16 protein-coding genes are annotated in these 15,851 nt (G+C 63.0%); 13 read left to right on the top strand and 3 right to left on the bottom strand.

Annotation, left to right across the window (positions count from 1 at the left end; genetic code table 11):
* Positions 1–13 precede the first annotated feature (13 nt).
* Entirely contained in the window at positions 14–1,171 is a 1,158-nt protein-coding gene (locus tag PSH57_RS27475; protein WP_305386704.1) for a serine hydrolase domain-containing protein, read from the bottom strand.
* A 230-nt stretch (positions 1,172–1,401) separates the two neighbouring features.
* On the opposite strand from PSH57_RS27475, the gene PSH57_RS27470 reads away from it, so the two are divergent.
* Entirely contained in the window at positions 1,402–2,616 is a 1,215-nt protein-coding gene (locus PSH57_RS27470) for a cytochrome P450 family protein (RefSeq protein ID WP_305386702.1), read from the top strand.
* Positions 2,617–2,933: 317 nt separating this feature from the next.
* On the opposite strand, the gene PSH57_RS27465 is transcribed toward PSH57_RS27470, so the two are convergent.
* Both PSH57_RS27465 and PSH57_RS27460 read right to left on the bottom strand, forming a co-directional pair.
* The gene (locus tag PSH57_RS27465; protein WP_305386700.1) at positions 2,934–3,530 is read right to left on the bottom strand and encodes a GNAT family N-acetyltransferase; all 597 of its coding nucleotides are present in this window, start codon (positions 3,528–3,530) and stop codon (positions 2,934–2,936) included.
* Positions 3,527–4,078, bottom strand: a complete 552-nt coding sequence (locus PSH57_RS27460) for an RNA polymerase sigma factor (protein WP_305386699.1) — start codon at positions 4,076–4,078, stop codon at positions 3,527–3,529. The genes PSH57_RS27465 and PSH57_RS27460 overlap by 4 nt, the downstream gene beginning before the upstream one ends.
* A gap of 311 nt (positions 4,079–4,389) precedes the next feature.
* Between PSH57_RS27460 and PSH57_RS27455 the strand changes: the two genes are divergently transcribed.
* The 12 genes from PSH57_RS27455 (at position 4,390) to PSH57_RS27400 (ending at position 15,548) form a co-directional block, all read left to right on the top strand.
* Positions 4,390–5,526: a TyeA family type III secretion system gatekeeper subunit gene (locus tag PSH57_RS27455; RefSeq protein WP_305386697.1), complete on the top strand. Its 1,137-nt coding sequence runs from the start codon at positions 4,390–4,392 to the stop codon at positions 5,524–5,526.
* The gene (gene sctV / locus PSH57_RS27450) at positions 5,523–7,607 is read left to right on the top strand and encodes a type III secretion system export apparatus subunit SctV (RefSeq protein ID WP_305386695.1); all 2,085 of its coding nucleotides are present in this window, start codon (positions 5,523–5,525) and stop codon (positions 7,605–7,607) included. The genes PSH57_RS27455 and sctV overlap by 4 nt, the downstream gene beginning before the upstream one ends.
* A 157-nt stretch (positions 7,608–7,764) precedes the next feature.
* Complete coding sequence (locus PSH57_RS27445; protein ID WP_305386693.1) at positions 7,765–8,658, top strand: FHA domain-containing protein; 894 nt, start codon at positions 7,765–7,767, stop codon at positions 8,656–8,658.
* A complete protein-coding gene (locus PSH57_RS27440; protein WP_305390490.1) occupies positions 8,658–10,016 on the top strand; it encodes a FliI/YscN family ATPase in 1,359 nt (452 codons plus the stop codon). The genes PSH57_RS27445 and PSH57_RS27440 overlap by 1 nt, the downstream gene beginning before the upstream one ends.
* The gene (locus tag PSH57_RS27435) at positions 10,003–10,422 is read left to right on the top strand and encodes a hypothetical protein (protein WP_305386691.1); all 420 of its coding nucleotides are present in this window, start codon (positions 10,003–10,005) and stop codon (positions 10,420–10,422) included. The genes PSH57_RS27440 and PSH57_RS27435 overlap by 14 nt, the downstream gene beginning before the upstream one ends.
* A 74-nt stretch (positions 10,423–10,496) precedes the next feature.
* A complete protein-coding gene (locus PSH57_RS27430) occupies positions 10,497–10,985 on the top strand; it encodes a type III secretion protein (RefSeq protein ID WP_305444796.1) in 489 nt (162 codons plus the stop codon).
* A complete protein-coding gene (sctQ, locus tag PSH57_RS27425) occupies positions 10,982–12,085 on the top strand; it encodes a type III secretion system cytoplasmic ring protein SctQ (RefSeq protein WP_305386687.1) in 1,104 nt (367 codons plus the stop codon). Before PSH57_RS27430 ends, sctQ begins: the two co-directional genes overlap by 4 nt.
* On the top strand, positions 12,082–12,735 hold the full coding sequence (gene sctR, locus PSH57_RS27420; RefSeq protein ID WP_305386685.1) for a type III secretion system export apparatus subunit SctR: 654 nt from the start codon (positions 12,082–12,084) through the stop codon (positions 12,733–12,735). The genes sctQ and sctR overlap by 4 nt, the downstream gene beginning before the upstream one ends.
* A 9-nt stretch (positions 12,736–12,744) precedes the next feature.
* Entirely contained in the window at positions 12,745–12,999 is a 255-nt protein-coding gene (sctS, locus tag PSH57_RS27415) for a type III secretion system export apparatus subunit SctS (protein WP_256229923.1), read from the top strand.
* Complete coding sequence (sctT, locus tag PSH57_RS27410; protein WP_305386684.1) at positions 12,999–13,796, top strand: type III secretion system export apparatus subunit SctT; 798 nt, start codon at positions 12,999–13,001, stop codon at positions 13,794–13,796. The genes sctS and sctT overlap by 1 nt, the downstream gene beginning before the upstream one ends.
* A gap of 15 nt (positions 13,797–13,811) precedes the next feature.
* Positions 13,812–14,912 carry a type III secretion system export apparatus subunit SctU gene (gene sctU / locus PSH57_RS27405; RefSeq protein ID WP_305386683.1) on the top strand — a complete coding sequence of 367 codons (1,101 nt, stop codon included), beginning with the start codon at positions 13,812–13,814 and terminating at the stop codon, positions 14,910–14,912.
* Positions 14,913–15,029: 117 nt separating this feature from the next.
* Positions 15,030–15,548 (top strand): type III effector, encoded by a 519-nt coding sequence (locus tag PSH57_RS27400; protein ID WP_305386681.1) that lies wholly within the window; start codon positions 15,030–15,032, stop codon positions 15,546–15,548.
* Positions 15,549–15,851 lie beyond the last annotated feature (303 nt).

Here is a 15,851-nt window from a genome sequence, read left to right as displayed (position 1 = left end):
GCTCATCCGGGGTCTACAGGCAGCCCATCGCGATACTGGCCAAGCCGCGAGCGCGTGGGTCCATCAAGACGTAGGAGCCAATGGTGTTGCAGGCGAAGCCGAACGCCACCCCGCGTTCAGGGTCGGCGAACCCGATGGTGCCCCCGGCGCCCATGTGGCCGAATGCCTCGTTGCCCATGCCATAACTGCCGTTCGCCACATCTGGCTGGTTGAGCATGATGCCCAGGCCGAAACGTGTTGGGGTCTGGATGGTCGGGTCGTATTCGGCGCTGTGCTCGCGCAACATTTCGTTGAGCAACGGCGACTCCAGCAACTGCCCGTCGAGCAGGCCGGCGTAGAACGCTGCCAGGCTGCGGGCGTTACCATGTCCGTTGGCTGCCGGTTGGGTCATGCGCTTCCAGCCAGCTTCGTTACTGCGCCCCAGCACCATGGGCGGGTTGGCGAAGGCCAGTGCGCTCATGGCGGTCGGCTCGTTGAGCACGTCCTTCAGCACCCTGCCAAAAGCTTCATCGTCGATCTCGTCTTTGGTGCGTGCCATGTAGGCGCAGCGTGCGATGGTCGCGTCGTCCAGGCCGAGATGGAAGTCCAGCCCGAGCGGCGCCGCCACCCGCTGGTGAATGCTTTGCGCCGGCGTCAGGCCATCCACCCGGCGTAGCAGTTCGCCGAGGATCCAGCCGAACAGCAGGGGCGAATAGGTTTGCTGCTCTCCGGCCGCAGCCCAGGGATGCTCCTCGGCGATCAGGTCGGTCATGGTGTGCCAGTCGTAGAGGGTTTCCGGTGCCAGGGGTGTGCGCAGCGCCGGCAGCCCGGCCCGATGGCAAAGCACCTGGCGCACGGTGATCGATGCTTTGCCGGCGTTGGCGAATTCGGGCCAGTAGCGGCAGACCGGCGCGTCCAGGTCCAGGCGTCCTTCGCCGACCAGTTGCATGATCGCCACCGCCGTGAAGGGTTTGGTGCAGGAAAACAGATTGAGCAGGGTGTCGCGCTGCCAATGGCTGTCCGGTTGCGGCCCGGCAATGCCGGCCCACAAATCGATAACGGTTTCGCCGTCAATCTGAATGCAAAGGGCGGCGCCGCGTTCGAATGGGCTCTGCATCAGCCGGATAAAAGCCTCTTTGACCGGTTCGAAGCGAGTGTCGCATTGGCCATGGATAGCAAGTGCATGCGTCATGTCGGCTCCACGCAAGGGTTGGTGTTTCCCTTTGAGTGACGCTGGCCGTGCAAACGGTTCATCGACAGGACGACCCCATGTGGGAGCGAGCCTGCTCGCGATAGCGGTGAGTCAGCCAACATTGAGGTGACTGATACACCGCTATCGCGAGCAGGCTCGCTCCCACAGGGATCTTTTTTGGCGAGCCCTGCCACTCAAGGAGCAACGATTCATGCCCCTGGAGAGTGTTCATGGCTTACGAGCGTACCCTTGATTTGAATAGCGACGCGTTTCGCGGCGAGGCTTATCGGCATTATGCGGCGCTGCGCCAGGCGTCTCCGGTGTTCTTCAGCCAGGCCGAAGGGCAGCTGCCGATGTGGTACGTCACCGGTGCGCGGGAAGTCGAGGAGGTGCTGCTGGACAACGAGCGCTTTGCCCGTGACCCGTCGCGGATCGATGCGCAGTTTGCCGCGATGCTTGGCGGCGAGCAATCCATCGCGTTTCTTAATGACCACATGCTCAACCGCGACGGTGACAGTCATCGCCGCTTGCGTCGCCTGGTCAACAAGGCTTTCACGTTGAAGGCGGTGAACGCCCTGCGGCCTCGTATCGAACAGATCGCCGAGACGTTGCTGGAGCCAGTGCAGTCGGGCGGACAAATGGATGTGGTGAGCCAATATGCATTCCCGTTATCGATCACCGTCATCGCCGAACTGCTTGGCGTCCCCGCGCAAGACCGTGACGATTTCCGCCGCTGGTCCCACATGATCGTCCAGCAGGTGGGGCATGACCTGAGCGAGTTGCAGCGTTGCTACAACGAATTCGCCGGCTACATGCTCGCGCTGATCGACCAGCGTCGAGCGCAGCCGGGTGACGATCTGGTTTCGGCGCTGGTGCAGGTCGAGGAAGAGGGCAGCATGCTCAGCCAAAGTGAACTGTGCAGCATGATCGCGCTGCTGATCATTGCCGGGCACGAAACGTCGGCGTCGATGATCGGCAATGCTGTGCACATGCTCGTGCAGCACCCCAAGGCGCTGGCGCGATTGCGTGACGAGCCGGCGTTGATGCCTGGTGCGGTCGAAGAGTTTCTGCGCTATGACTCCTCGGTGGAACGGGCCATGGTCCGCTTCGTCACCCGGGACACCGAACTGGCCGGGCAACGCTTGCTGCGCGGGCAACTGCTGATTGCGGTGGTGGGCTCAGCCAATCGTGACCAAGGGTTGTGTGAAAATCCTGACACACTCGATATCACTCGCCCGGCCTGTCCGCACATGTCTTTCGGCAAAGGCACGCACTACTGCCTGGGCGCCTCGCTGGCCCGGCAGGAATTGGAAATTGCCTTGAATACACTTCTTCGGCGCTGCCCTGGGCTGCAATTGGCGGTCGATCCCGGCGCCGTACGCTGGCGCTATGTGCCCAACTTCAGAGGGCCCGAGGCGTTGCCGGTGTGCTGGTCGGTGGATTGAGGCGGTTGCTTGCCGGGAGGAGCCCGGGTGACGGTGCATGCAGTTTACTTGAGAGGACGTATGAATTTGTGGCGAGGGGATTTATCCCCGCTGGGCTGCGAAGCAGCCCCAACACTGTCGACTCCATCTACCAGACAGACAGTGATGTCAGGTTTCAGGGCTGCTTCGTAGCCCAACGGGGATAAATCCCCTCGCCACAATGTGTCGAATAAACCCTGGGAAAATGACGTTGCCTGTGATCAGTGCAGAAAGTGGCACAGGCCTCTGCTTGATAAAAAATGTGGCTCGCCCGACCTACAGCCGAACGAGCCGCAGACTCACGCCAGACTGGCCTCCTCGTTTTGCTCCGGCGCAGAAAGGGTGGTGGGTGCCGTGTCGCCTGGCGTCAGGTGCAGTCCATAGAGCACGACGTCCGCACGGTTCTCTGCGAACCGGGCAATGCCGGGAAAACGTCCCCATTGCGTGGCGCCAAGCCCTTGTACGCCGCGTTTGCTGGCCTCGTTGTGCTCGATGATCCAGGCCACCAGCGTCTCGAAACCATACTGCCTGGCCAGCACCACCGCGGCTTGGCCGAGGCGGATGCCTACGCCGCTGCCGATGTGGTCGTTGCGCACGTAGATCGACACTTCGCCGGTCAATCGGCAGGCCTGGGCTCCCCAGCAGAAGCGGTTGACGATCAACCAGGCGACGACTTCGCCGGCACGTTCGAGCACGTAGATCGGGTCACCCTCCTTGACGAAACAGTCGACGAAGAACGTCATTTCCTTCAGGGAAAACGCTCTCAGTACGGGGGAACTGGTTCCCCCCAGAGCGCTTTCGTTGAAGATAGCTGTCATCACCGGCAAGTCGTCGGGGGTGTAGCGGCGCACGCCGCGTGGCAGGTTGGGCCGGCTGTTCAAACGATTATGGGTCATGGCCGGGCTTCTCCATAGACGCTTCGTTTGAGTTGCTCACGCGCACGAAACAACCTTGAGCGCACGGTGCCAATAGGGACGCCCAGCCGTTCGGCGGCATCGCGGTAGCTGCTCTCGGTGTCCACCGCGGTCCACAGGGTATCGCGCATGTCCTTGGACAGCGCGTCCATGGCTAACAGCGTACGGTCCAACAGCCGACGGTTGTCGCACAGTTCACTCAGGTCAATGTCGTCACTGGACTCGTGGAACTCGCTTTCGTCGAAAGTACTCAGCGGTGGCTGCGCGTAGAAGCGGCGGAAGTGGTTGCGGATCAGGTTGAGGGCGATGCCACACAACCAAGTGTCCTGCTTTGCCAGCCCTTTGAACTTCTGCTGGTTGCGCCAGGCTTCCAGGTACGTGAGCTGGATGATGTCGTCGGCGTCGTCTTGATTGAGTACACGTTTTTGCACAAACAGACGCAGCTTGCGTTCCTCGCCGAAGCAGATGTCTGGCGCACCTGCGGGTGCCGGGGAGGTTTGCGGGGGGGCCATGAGATTCAGGCTGTTCATCAATAAATCCCTCTGAATAGGTTCCATAGCGTCGATAAAAATGTCGACGTTTCCCCTATCAGCAGGACCTGTGCCAAGCCAGGTTAATGATTTATCAGATTGATAAATAAGACTTTTTATTTAGTGTTTCTACTCTATTTGTGCAAGGGCATGCACAGCCGACCCGAGCTTCACTGCATGAAATTGCACCGAGCAAACGCTCGGGAAGAGACCTGCCGTCAACTCACCCGAATCGTTCAGACAAGGCCATGGCCGGTGATGGAACTGAATGCTGGATCGCCGCCACCCACTGAGCGTCCGAAACCACGCTCATGGCCATCATGAAAGTAGAAGCCCCGACAAATGCGCATATTGCCGTCAACCTTGCCCAGGCCGCTTCGGCCATGGTGGGCATGGGCAAGCCTGTCGCATCGGCCCAGTCCGTGCAGTCCAATTCGATGGAGGAGGTCGGCATGACCTTCAGCCATCACGTGGAGCGCAATACCAAGGCGCTGAGCCAGCGGCGCATACGCAATGCCCGCAGCGAGGTGGGCCAGGTGCGGGTCGAGACGCGCGAGCAGTTGGAGCAGTGGTACGACCAACTCGGCCACCCAGGCAAGCAGAGCCTGGGGGCAATGGCGGCCCAGGCCGGTCTGTTGCTGTGTGGCGAGCCGGTGCTTGAAGAGGTGGTGCAGTCCACCGGTGGTGACCCGGCCCGTACCGACCTGATCCTGCAGCAAGCCTTGCGCGATGCCCAAGTGCAAGGTCGTCTCGTTGAAGCCCAGCGCGCTCGCGACTACCTGCAGCTATTGCGCGAGCGTTATGGCGCACAGATCCAGGCGGGCATGAATATCGCCGAGGCTTTGCGCGCTTCGGGCGGCGATCCCGAGCTGCGCCAGGCGGTAAGGCGGCTCTACTACGACACCGTGGTGCTCAAGCAGTCGTTGCCCACCATGATGCAGGCATTGCTTGGCCTGTTCGGCGAGGCGGCGTTCGTGCCGGGGCTGGACATGATGCGCCGGGCACTGGCTGACGACATCGCTGCGCACACGCCTTCACGCCCAACCGCCCTGTTGCGCACGTTGTTGATCGGCCTTGCCGCCTCGACGCAACTGGGCAGTGTCCTGCACAGCTGCCGCCGTTTGCTCGAGCAACTGGCCTACAGTTGTCCGGCCAGCCAGCTCACGGCCGTGCTGTTGCTCCAGCGCATGCTGGGGTTTGTCAGCAGTGGCCTGTCGGCGGCGGAAGTACGGCGTATAGGACGTGAATTGGGTGGAGAAGAGGAGCGGGACCAACTGGTTTCTCTGAACGGCCTGTACCCCTTGCTCAAGCGTTTGCCGCTGCCACTCTGGCGTGATGGCAAAAGCCGACAGACCGCGCTGAAGAACCTGTTGGTGCTGCTCGATGAGCGCTCCCGTGACGACCCCCGCTGCCAGACCGCTGCCCCGGTGATTGGAGCGCGCTCATGATCGCCCTGTTGAACAAAGTCGCCAACGAAGCGCTGCGGCGCGTCGAAGTGGTCGGGGCGTTCGTGGTGCTCGGCATCGTGTTCATGCTGATCCTGCCCTTGCCGACCCCGGTGGTCGATGCGCTGATCGCGATCAACATTTGTATCTCCTGCCTGCTGATTGTGCTGTCGCTATACCTGCCACGGCCACTGGCGTTCTCCTCGTTTCCCGCGGTGCTGCTGCTGACCACGCTGTTCCGGTTGGCATTGTCAGTGGCGACCACCCGATTGATCCTGCTCCAGGGCGACGCCGGTCATATCGTCCAGGCGTTCGGCGATTTTGTGGTGGGGGGCAACCTGGCGGTCGGGTTGGTCATCTTCCTCATTCTGACGGTGGTCAACTTCCTGGTGATCACCAAGGGCTCGGAGCGGGTCGCCGAAGTGGCGGCACGTTTCACACTGGACGCACTGCCAGGCAAGCAAATGTCCATCGACAGCGACCTGCGCGCGAACCTGATCGATGTCAGCGAAGCCCGGCGGCGCCGCGAGGAGCTGAACAAGGAAAGCCAGCTGTTCGGTGCGATGGACGGGGCGATGAAGTTCGTCAAGGGCGATGCCATCGCGGGCTTGGTGATCGTAGTGATCAACCTTATCGGCGGCTTTTCGATCGGGATGATGCAGCACGACATGGGCGCGTCCGAATCGATGCACTTGTATGCCGTGTTGACCATCGGTGACGGTCTGATCGCGCAGATTCCGGCTCTGCTGATTTCGCTCACTGCGGGCATGATCATCACCCGGGTGTCGCCCGAAGGGCAACCGGCGGGTAGCAGCGTCGGCAAGGAAATCGCCCAGCAGTTGACCGCCGAACCCAAGGCCTGGGTGATTGCTTCGGTGGGAATGCTCGGCTTCGCGGCCCTGCCCGGCATGCCCACGCTGGTGTTCGTTGTTATCGCCTTGATCACCGGCACCGCGGGCATCGTTCAGCTGTACGCCCGCGCACGGCAGGCGCGCCAGAGCGAGCAACCGATCGACGTCGTTGCCCCTGCACAGAACGGCGCTGAAGACCTGCGCAGCTTCGACCCGACCCGTGCCTATCTTTTGCAGTTTTCCAAAGCGGTGGAAGGCAACGCTGCGGCCGAGGAGGTCATCCAGGCGATCCGTAAGAAACGTAATGCGCTGGTGGCTGGCTTTGGCCTGACCTTGCCGCCCTTTGAGATCGAATACAGCGCGCTGCTGGAGGACGACGAATTCCGGTTCTGCGTGCACGAGGTGCCGATGTTGCGGGCAACCTTCACAGAACGTGTGGCCGTGACGCGCGGGCCGTTGCCGTTCGAACCGCGCGACGGGCAGGTCGGCAGCGAGGTGCGTGACGAGCATCAGTGGTTATGGCTGACGCCTGACGATCCGCTATTGGCGGACGAGCGCGTGGAGGCCGTGTCTGCCGCCGAGTTGCTGGTGGAGCGGATGAGCCGCGCCATGTTTGCCACGGGCCCGCAATTCTTGGGGCTTCAGGAGAGCAAGTCGATTCTCAGTTGGCTCGAAGCGGGCCAGCCAGAGCTGGTGCAGGAGCTGCAGCGGACCATGCCATTGGCCCGTTTCGCCGCCGTGCTCCAGCGCCTGGCCGGCGAAGGTGTTCCGCTGCGAGCGGTGCGCCTGATCGCCGAGTCCTTGATCGAGCATGGGCAGCATGAGCGTGACGTCGGTGCGCTGACGGACTACGCGCGCATCGCCCTGAAGTCGCAGATATATCACCAGTACCGCGACGAAGACGGCCTGCACGTGTGGCTGTTGACGCCGGAAACTGAAGGCCTGTTGCGCGACGCGCTGCGCCAGACCCAGACGGAAACCTTTTTTGCCTTGGAAAGCCTGCATACCCGCGCCTTGGTGATGCAGTTGCGCGAAGGTTTCCCGTTGCGCGCCAAGCGCGTGGCCGTGCTGTTGGTGGCGCAAGACCTGCGGGCTCCGCTGCGCGATTTGTTGCGCGACGAATTCAATCACGTGCCAGTGCTCGCCTTCAGTGAGTTGCATAGCAGCGCCCAGGTCACCGTGCTGGGGCGCTTTGACCTTGAGCAGGAAAAACTACAGATGGAGGCGGCGTGACGGGCTGGGCTTGGTGCGCCGACAACGGAGCCTCCACTTAACGATGCAAATCCAGGCGCATCCGATGGCCTGGCTGTGACAGAGGACGGGGGCCGCCGGTGCCCCGTCGTACAACCGGATCGTGGGCGAGCATCTGTCGCCCCTTGAGGAACTGACCATGTTCGAACTGCGCGTATTGAGTGGTCTGCACCGGGGTGCGGCGTTGCCGCTGGTTGGCGAGCAATGGGTGGTCGGGGCGGCCGAGGATGCCGACCTGGCGCTTTACGACCCAGGTATCTGTGGGCGTCACGTGGGCCTGCGGCAGGTGCAGGGCCAATGGCTGCTGGAGCTGCTGGAGGGTGCGGTTTGCGATGCTCAAGGCCAGCCCTGGGCAGCGGCCGAGCCCTTGCAGAGTAATGCCCCGTTTGCCGTGGCAGGCGTCTGGCTGTGCCTGGCCCCGGCCGATCAACCCTGGCCCGAAGAGGCGGCGCTGGATGACGCCGCGGGTCTGGCGGCGGACCGGGAAACCCCCAGGCCCGCTGTGCGGCCATCGTGGCCCAAGCGCCTGGCAATCGCCGCGGCGGTGATCACCGTCGCCTCCAGCGCCTGGGCCTTTACCAGCCAGCCGACGCAGGCCGTGGCGCGCAGCCCGGCCCAGCAGCTCAAACACAGCAAGGTGGCATTGGACAATGTCGAGGCGGTCCGCCTGGCGCTGGATCGCATGCTCCAGGAACGTGATTTGGGTGCCGGTGTGCGGGTCGAGAGCCAGGGTGACCAACTGGTCCTGGTGGGTGAGTTGCCGCGTCAACGCCTGGCGGTGGTCGAGCGGCTGATCGAACGTTTCCATGATCGCTATGAGACGCCAGTCGGGATCACGGCCAGCGTGAACGAGCGGCTGACGCAGTTGCCGTTCCAGATCGCCCAGATCGTGGGCGGCAAGCATGGCCACGTGGTCACCGCCGATGGACGTCGGTTGTTCCTGGGCGACCAGATCGATGGCCTGCGCTTGACCGCCATCGACAGCGGTAAAGTCACCTTCGAGGGCGACCAACGCTACGAGGTCACCTGGTGATGACGCAGGCGGCGATTGCGCGACTGGCAGCCTGGGAGGCCGGGCAACTGGCGCATTTGCGTCGCTTCGCGCCGGTCATGGTGCGCGGACGGGTGCAGCGGGTCAGCGGCATCCTGTTGCAGTGTCGACTGCCGGGGGCGCAGATCGGCGACCTTTGCCGGGTCGAACGTGACGCACGCGAGCCACTGCTCGCCGAAATTGTCGGCTTCGACCAGCACGATGCCTTGCTCAGCGCTTTGGGCGGCCTGGAGGGCGTTCGGGTCGGTGCGGCGGTGGAGCCGCTGGGCATGCCGCATCGGGTGTGCGTGGGTCCGCAGTTGCTTGGCCAGGTGCTGGATGGATTCGGCCGGCCACTGCTAGACGGCGGCACGGGAGCGTTCGCCGGTTCGCACGTGCAGCACGCATCACCGGTGATTGGCGAGGCCCCGGCGCCCACCGCACGACCGCGCATCCAACGGCCCTTGATGACCGGCGTACGGGCCATCGACGGCCCGCTGACGCTCGGCGAAGGCCAGCGTGTGGGGCTGTTCGCCGGCGCCGGTTGCGGCAAGACCACACTGTTGGCGGAAATTGCCCGCAACGTTGACTGCGATGTCATCGTGTTTGGCCTGATCGGCGAGCGCGGGCGTGAACTGCGCGAATTCCTCGACCATGAGCTGGATGAAGAACTGCGTGCCCGTGCGGTGCTGGTGTGTGCCACCTCCGACCGTTCCAGCATGGAACGCGCCCGTGCGGCGTTCACCGCGACGGCATTGGCTGAGGGGTTTCGTGCCCGAGGCCAGCGTGTCCTGCTGCTCATCGATTCGCTGACCCGCTTCGCCCGGGCCCAGCGTGAAATCGGCCTGGCCGCAGGCGAACCGTTGGGGCGCGGCGGTCTGCCGCCGTCGGTCTACAGCTTGCTGCCGCGTCTGGTCGAGCGGGCTGGGCTGACCAACGAGGGCGCCATCACCGCGTTTTATACGGTGCTCATCGAGCAGGACTCCATGAACGATCCGGTGGCGGATGAAGTGCGTTCGCTGCTCGACGGTCACATCGTGTTGTCGCGCAAGCTCGCGGAGCGCGGCCACTATCCGGCAATCGACGTGCTGGCCAGCCTGTCGCGAACCTTGGCCAACGTGGCCGAGGCGGAGCACCTGAGGTCAGGCATCAATCTGCGCCGATTGCTGTCGGCCTATGAGCAAATCGAACTGATGTTGCGCTTGGGCGAATACCAGGCCGGCGCCGACCCCTTGACCGATCTGGCGGTGGAGTCGCATGGCGCCCTGGACGCCTTCTTGCGCCAGGACCTGCGCGAGCCGGAGCCGTTTGCGTCCACGCTCGCCCACTTGCAGCAGTTGACCGCCTATGTCCCGGGTTGATCTGGACGCCCTGGCGCCGATACGTCGCCACCGCGAAGCGCAAGCCGAGCGGGCGTGGCGCCAGCAGCGTGAACTTTTGCGTGAGCGCGAAGCCGCGGTTGTTGCCGCGCGGGCGCGCATGCAGGCGAGTCGTGAGCAGCAGGCGGCGCAGCGCGAGGCGTTGTACGGCGAGCACCGTGGCCGGGCGCTGAGCGTGTGCGAACTGAATGCCTGGAGTGCCCAGGAACGTCGCTTGATCGGCGAGTTGGCCGAGCAAGCGCGGGCATTGCAGGCACTGGACGATGAACAGGCGCAACAGGCACAGCACACGGCCGCTGCCCAGCAGCGGTTACAAGGGCGTCGGCGAGATTCGGAAAAGCTCAGCGCGATGATGGAGCACTTGGTGGAGACCCCCTGCGATGAATGAACGCACCGTGCGCGGTGGGCCGACACTGCACAACAACCCCTCGGCTGCCCCCGTGCGGCATCCGCCTCGGGCGTATGAACAACCCGCCTGCCCAGGTGAGCCGGGCAAGCCGTCCGGCGGCACGCGAGTCCGCCCCTGCCACCGGGCGCGATCCCGACGTGACGGCGGAGCGCAACGATGGCTACTGGTTTCGCCAGTGGGTCGATGCGCCACGGGGTGGCACGCAGGATGACACTGCAGGCACCGGTTCGTTGTCGGGCCTGGTGAATCTCTCGAGCGGCGAAGTGGAGGCTTTTGTCGACCAACTCACGCCACGTCTGCGCGCCACGCTCGACCAGCAATTGGACCTGTTGCTGCATCTTCCCAACCTGGGCCGCATCAAGGTGTCTGCCCGGCGGCTAGGCGAAACGTCCGGGTGGGACATCGGCTTGAGCGGCGAAAGTGCAGACATACAGGCGCGGCTGGCGAGTCGATCCGGCCGCCTAGAAGACGCGCTGACCCAGAGCCTGGGTCAGCCGGTGAGCGTGCGCGTGGCGCGGGAAGAGGAGGCAAGCACGACATGACGGTACACGTATTGGCACTGCCGCCTGTGAGCATCGAGGACGCCACCGCCCGGCGGTTACTAGGGTTCGGCGTCAGTTTGCCCTTCGAGGTGGCAGGCGAGACCGGCCTGCTGGAGCTGACCCCGGGTGGCGCGGCTGGGGGGACACCGTATGTGCTGGCGTGTGCCCACGGTGTTTTTACCTTGGACGAACCCGGCGCGGTGCTGAGTCTGTTCGGTGAGTGCCCGGTGGTCTTGCCCGCCGAATCCGGACCGGATGACGCGTGGTTCTGGTCGCTGTTCCAGCAAGCCCTGAGCGAGCCCCTGCGCCAGGCATTCGGCTTTATCCAACCAGCGGACGGGCCCGCGGTGCAGGGCATTGCCTGCCGGCTCGACGTGAGGGTGGGCGCGGCCCGCGCCACCAGCCAACTGCAAATGACCGGCGCGGCCCTGCTGGGGCTGCTAGGCGCTGCGCCTTGGCAGCGGCGAACCGCGCCAGGGATCGCGGGTTTTGCGCTGCGTGTTCCGTTGGAACTGGGACACCTGGCGCTGGCTGCCGGGCAGTTGGCGACACTGCGCCCCGGTGATGTGTTGGTGCCGCAAACCCCTCTGTTCGACTCATCCGGCCAAGGGCTGATTCGCCTGGGCCGGCATTGTTTGCAGGTACGGGTACAAAGCCGTGCCGCGCCGTTGCGCCTGACCTTGCTCGCTCTGGAGGAGACCGTTATGAGCACCACCGCCGACACCGACATCCTGACGCCGGACTGGGACGATACCACCGGCTACGAACCTGACGCCCAAGCCGCCGAGACGGCCGATCACCCGGTGTCGGCCTATGCCGCCGCTGAAACCGAGGAGGCGCCGATGGCGGAGCCGGGCGCTGGCGATCTCCCGGAACGTTTCGACGATCTGCCGCTGGCGCTCACGATACGCTGCGGTCATTTGCACCTGACCTTGGGTGAGCTGCGCAATCTGGTGCCCGGGGCGGTGCTGCAAGTGCAGGGCGTGACACCGGGGACAGCGGCACTGTTCTATGGCGAACGTGCCCTGGCCCACGGCGAGCTGGTTGAGGTCGATGGCCGGTTGGGCCTGCAAATCGCTCGCGTGGATGTGGCTGGATGAGCTTCCAGGGGATCGACCCCTTTCTGCTGGCGCTGTTCATCGGTGGGATTTCGTTGGTCCCCCTGCTGCTGATCATCTGCAGCGCCTTTCTCAAGATAACCATCGTGTTGACGATCACCCGTAACGCCATCGGCGTGCAGCAGGTGCCGCCCAATATGGCCCTGTATGCCATTGCACTGGCCGCGACGCTGTTCATCATGGCGCCGGTGGGCCACAACATCGCCGAAGAGCTGAAGGAGCGGCCGCTGGATTTCAGCAGTACCGAGGCGTTGCAAGGTTCTGCTCTGAACGCGGTAAAACCGTTGCAGGCCTTCATGTCGCGCAATACCAACCCGGACATCCTCGCCCACTTGCTGGAGAACACCCAGCGGATGTGGCCCAAGGAGCGCGCCGAGCAGGCCAGCCGTGACGACCTGATGCTGCTCATCCCGGCCTTCATGCTGTCGGAGCTCGAGGCCGGCTTCCAGATGGGATTCCTGATTTATATCCCGTTCATTGTCATCGACCTGATCGTGTCCAACCTGCTGCTGGCGCTTGGCATGCAGATGGTCGCGCCGATGACCATTTCGTTGCCGCTCAAACTGCTGATTTTTGTCCTCGTGCAGGGCTGGACGCAATTGCTCGACAGCCTCTTCTATTCCTATCTTTGAGGACGTGCGATGGACGCGCTGACGTTATTTAAGGAAGGCATGCTGCTAGTGGTCCTGCTCTCCGCGCCGCCCTTGATCGTGGCGGTGGTCGTCGGTGTGCTGACCTCCCTGGTGCAGGCATTGATGCAGATCCAGGACCAGACCTTGCCCTTCGGCATCAAGCTGGTGGCGGTCGGTGTAACCTTGCTGGTCACGGGCCGCTGGATCGGTGTGGAGTTGCTGGGACTGCTGCGCCGGGCATTCGAAATGATGGCCAACACCTGATGACGGCCCAGGCTTTTGTCCCGTATTTCGACTTGCTGCTGTCGATCGCGCTCGGCATGGCGCGCATTTATCCGGTCGCTTACCTGGTCCCGGTGTTTTGCTTCCAGCACCTGCGAGGCTTGCCGCGCCATGCTGTGGTGTTTGCCCTGGGCATGCTGCCGGCGCCCGGTATTCGCCAGGCGCTGATCGACGCCCAGGTCAATTGGCTGTCGCTGGCCGGGTTGATGTTCAAGGAGCTGGTGCTGGGTTTTTTGCTCGGGGTGCTGCTGGCGATGCCGTTCTGGTTGTTCGAATCGGTGGGCGCCTTGCTGGACAACCAGCGCGGGGCGCTCATCGGTGGCCAGTTGAACCCGGCGCTCGGCGCCGACACCACGCCGCTGGGTCTGCTGTTCAAGGAAATGACAATTTTGCTGCTGGTCGCCACCCTGGGCATTGGCACGTTGACCCAGGTGATCTGGGACAGCTACCTGGTGTGGTCGCCCACCGTTTGGTTTCCATTACCTGGTGCGGATGGCTTCGGCGTGTTTCTCGAGCTGCTCGCCGAAATGTTCATGCACATGATGCTCTACGCGGCGCCCTTTATCGGTTTGCTGTTGCTGGTGGAGTTCAGCCTGGCGCTGCTCAGCCTGTACAGCCCGCAATTGCAGGTGTTCGTCCTCGCCATGCCGGCCAAGAGCCTGATCGGCCTGGGCTTCCTGCTGTTCTACTTGCCCACGCTGTGGGACGCGATGACTGGCCGTCTTGACCGCTATGGGGAAATCCGGCATCTGCTTCACCTGTTGTTGCAGGCGCCCTGAAGGAGGGCATCGGGTATGAGCGAAGACAGTGGCGAAAAGACCAAGCGGGCGACACCGAAGAAAATTCGCGACGCGCGCAACAAGGGCCAGGTCGGCCAAAGCCAGGACCTGAGCAGCCTGATGGTGCTTGCGGCGATCACCGAAGTGGCATTGACCCAGGCCGACGACAGCATGCAGGCCTTGGAAAACATGGTGGCGTTCCCGCTGCATCGGCTGGATGTCGAGTTCGTGCGTGCCTTCGAGGAAACCTTGGCCCATGCCGGTGGTGTGCTGCTCAATTTCACCGTGATGACTGTGGGGTTGGCGATCGTCACGCGCCTGGTGGCCGGTTGGATACAGGTCGGTTTCCTGTTCGCACCCGAAGCCCTGCAGCCGGACCCGAACCGCTTGAACCCGGTGAACCAGGCCCAGCAGATGTTCTCCGGCCAGGCGTTGATCAACCTGTTCATGGGGCTGGTCAAGGCCGTGTTTATCGGCACTGTGATTTATCTGGTGACCCTGCCGGCTCTCGGCTCGTTGGTCAATCTGGTCAACGGCGACTTGCACAGCTATTGGCGCGGCTTGGCCAGCCTGTTTCGACACATCATGCACATTTGCCTGGGCGTATTGCTGGTGCTGGCGATTCTCGACTTCGGCCTGCAGAAGTATTTCTTCGCCAAGCGCCTGCGCATGAGCGAGGAGGAGGTGCGCAAGGAGTTCAAGGAAATGGAAGGCGACCCGCACGTAAAAATGCACCGCCGCAGCCTGGCCCGGCAATTGGTCGACCAGCCCGTCAGCAAAGAAACCAAACCGGTGGAAGACGCCGACATGCTGGTGGTCAACCCCACCCACTTTGCCGTCGCGTTGCTGTATCGCCCCGAGGAAACGGCACTGCCGCAGTTGATCGTCAAAGGTGTCGATGCCGAGGCCCGGGCGCTGATCGAACGGGCCAAGGCGGCGCGGGTCCCGGTTATTCAGTGCATCTGGCTGGCGCGTACGATTTACCGCGAAGACGTCGGTGGTTATATCCCCCGGGAGACGCTCCAGGCGGTTGCCCATATTTATCGGGTGCTGCGCGAACTGGATGACGAGGCCAAGGGTGAGGTGATCGAGATTCCGGAATTGAACCAGCGTTGAGGTCGATGGAACCGATGCACACGCGGTTGCCACTCAGGAAGTGAGCCAGGCTCGTCCGGAGGATACCGGCCTGCCGACAGTGCCCACCACACCGACATCTACTCGTGGAGGATTCCCATGCCCGCCCCCAGTTCCCTGACGAGCCCCTTAAGGGGTACAGGTGCCCTGCACGGCACCGACAGCTTATCGCCATCGCGCTCACCCTCGTTGAGCCAGCGCTCCCACGACGCGCAGCAACACCAAGGCACCCAAAGCCTGCATGACCGAGGACGTTCGTCCTCGACTCCACCTGCGGTGCATCAGCGTGGCCGCTCCCGAACGCGGGACGCCAACCACGCGGCGGCGCCGAATGACACGCAACCGCTGGATGACGCGCAAACGTCCAGCCCCACTTCGGCCTCTCGCACGCCGGACTCTTTCATGAGCGAGATGGAAACCCGTCAAAAGCAGTTGATGGAAAAGCAGTTCAATATGCAAATGGGTATGGAAGAGCGCCAGAGCACCATGATGCTGATCAAAAGCTCCGCCGACATGACCAAGTTGATGAGCGATACGGTGACGGAGGTCACCAAGGGCTTCATGGACAGCGCAAGGAAAGTCATGCAGGAGGGTGGCGAGGCGATGAAGCTTCGATAAACATCTCCATTGCTGACCATTTGGGGAAAATGATGAACCTGTGGCGAGGGAGTGGCCGCCGCGTCTGCGACGCTGCGCTGTCGCGCAGTGAACCAGGTCCTGTGGCGAGGGGATTTATCCCCGTTGGGCTGCGGAGCAGCCCTAAAGCAGTTAACTCAATCTTCCTGGCACACCGAGTTGCCTGGTTTGGGGGCTGCTGCGCAGCCCAACGGGGATAAATCCCCTCGCCACAAAGAGGCGCACTCGCCTAACTGAGATCACATTGCCGAACTGTGTTTGGCAGAAGATTTTATTTCTAAAAAT

Source organism: Pseudomonas hefeiensis (genome assembly GCF_030687835.1).
In the GTDB taxonomy this organism is placed as follows: domain Bacteria; phylum Pseudomonadota; class Gammaproteobacteria; order Pseudomonadales; family Pseudomonadaceae; genus Aquipseudomonas; species Aquipseudomonas hefeiensis.
This window is presented reverse-complemented; position numbering and strand designations above follow the sequence as displayed.